Source organism: Bartonella sp. AU16XJBT, assembly GCF_028618665.1.
Lineage (GTDB): Bacteria > Pseudomonadota > Alphaproteobacteria > Rhizobiales > Rhizobiaceae > Bartonella.
On record NZ_JAQITF010000059.1, the window covers coordinates 1 to 1945 of the forward strand.

Annotated in this window: 1 pseudogene; it reads left to right on the forward strand. The window is 39.7% G+C overall.

Annotated features, from left to right (window positions below):
* Positions 1 to 1945 (forward strand): annotated as a pseudogene (locus PVV66_RS09460) (hypothetical protein); the annotation flags it as partial.

A 1945-nucleotide genomic window follows, 5' to 3' on the forward strand; every position in this document is an offset into this window, starting at 1 on the left:
CAGCAGAATCGACCGAAGCAGTAACTGGTTCCCAGCTTTTGGCAACAAATAATGAAATTGCTGATGTAAGAGACAGTATTCTTGTTAAGCAAGTAGCAGAGATGACTTTAGCGCGTAGTCTGCGTGATGGAGGAGCAGGTCTTATCACGATTGGTAGAGGAACTGGTGGTAGCGAAATCAGTATTCTAAATAAGGATAATGGAGCCCGGAAACTTTCCGGTTTACTCGACGGGGATATCAATGAAAACTCAAAGGAAGCCATAAATGGCTCACAGCTTTTTGAGACAAATGATAAAGTTGCGACTTATTTAGGTGGTGGCACTAAGTATGAAAATGGAGCATGGACCGCTCCAACTTTTACAGTGAAAACTGTTACCGATGAAGGCAAAGAAGAGGGTGCAACTTATCATAACGTAGCTGAAGCTTTAACAGGGGTTGGAACGTCTATCACGAATGTTAAAAATGAGATTACCAAAGAGGTTAATAATACGATTAACACTGTTAAAGGTGATTCCTTGTTGTGGAGCGAAACTGATGGAGCCTTTAGTGCTCAGCATGGAGAGGGAAAAGAAAAAAGAAGTAGCAGAATTAAATTTGTTGGGGCTGGAGATTTAACGTACGGTTCAGAAGACGCTGTAAATGGCGGTCAGCTATACACACTTGGTACTCATCTTGCGGATTATCTGGGGGGTGGTGCTGACTTTGGAAATGGAAATTCAGAGGGCCCAACTTTTAAAATTAAACGCATTAAAGCTGATGGTACAGAAGATGAACAAAGTTATACAAATGTAGCCGCAGCTTTTGAAGGTGTTGGTACTGCTTTCACGAATATAAAAAATGAGATCACAAAAGAAATTAGCAATGAGATTACCAATGTAAAAGGTGACAGTCTTGTTAAGTGGAATGAAGAATCTAAGTTAATCAAGATAGGAGAAGAAAAAGAAGGGACTAAAATCAGTATAGCGAATAAGGATGGCACGGCACGGACCATTTCTGGTGTTGCTGCTGGTACTGAAGATACTGATGCTGTGAATTTTTCACAACTGCAAAAAGTTGAAAAAGATGTCAAAGAACAAGTAGCAGCAAGTAGCTTTGTTAAACAGGATTCAGAAACGAAACACATCACGATAGGTAAAGAAACAGATGGTGATAAAATTGATATTGCCAACAAGAAAAATGAAAAGCGGACACTTGCAGGTATAAAGGATGGGGCACTCTCAGCAGATTCACATGAAGCTGTAAGTGGTTCACAGCTTTTTACGACAAATCAAAATGTAACAACTGTAGCCACGAATATAGCTAAGTCCCTTGGGGGTGGTGCTAGTTATAAAGATGGCGTATGGAGTGATCCATCTTTTACAGTAAAAACTGTTAAAGATGATGGCAAAGAAGAAGAGAAAACTTATCAGAATGTAGCCGCAGCTTTTGAAGGTGTTGGTACATCTTTTACGAACATCAAAAAAGATATTACCAACCAGATTAATCATCTTCAGTCTGATGATTCAGCGGTTGTTCATTATGATAAAACAGATGGTGAAAATAGTGCTGTTGATTATGCGAGTATAACTTTTGGTGGTAAAGATAAAACCCTCACGGCTCTTCACAATGTTGCCGATGGTAGTATTTCTAAGGATTCACATGATGCGGTTACGGGTGGACAGCTTCATAAAATTGGCAGTGATATTGCAAAGTATTTAGGTGGAGAAGCATCCTTTGAAAATGGAGCCCTTACACAGCCAACGTATAAATTATCGTATATTGCTAAAGATGGAGTTGTAACAGAGAGTTCGTTCCAAGGTGTTGGCATAGCGTTTAGTGGTCTTGATACGAATATCAAGAATGTGAATGATCGTATTAAGGAAGTGTCTGAAAGTGTTGCACATGATTCCTTGTTATGGAGTGATGACGCTCATGCTTTTGTAGCGCGTCATGAAAAGAGCAAAGG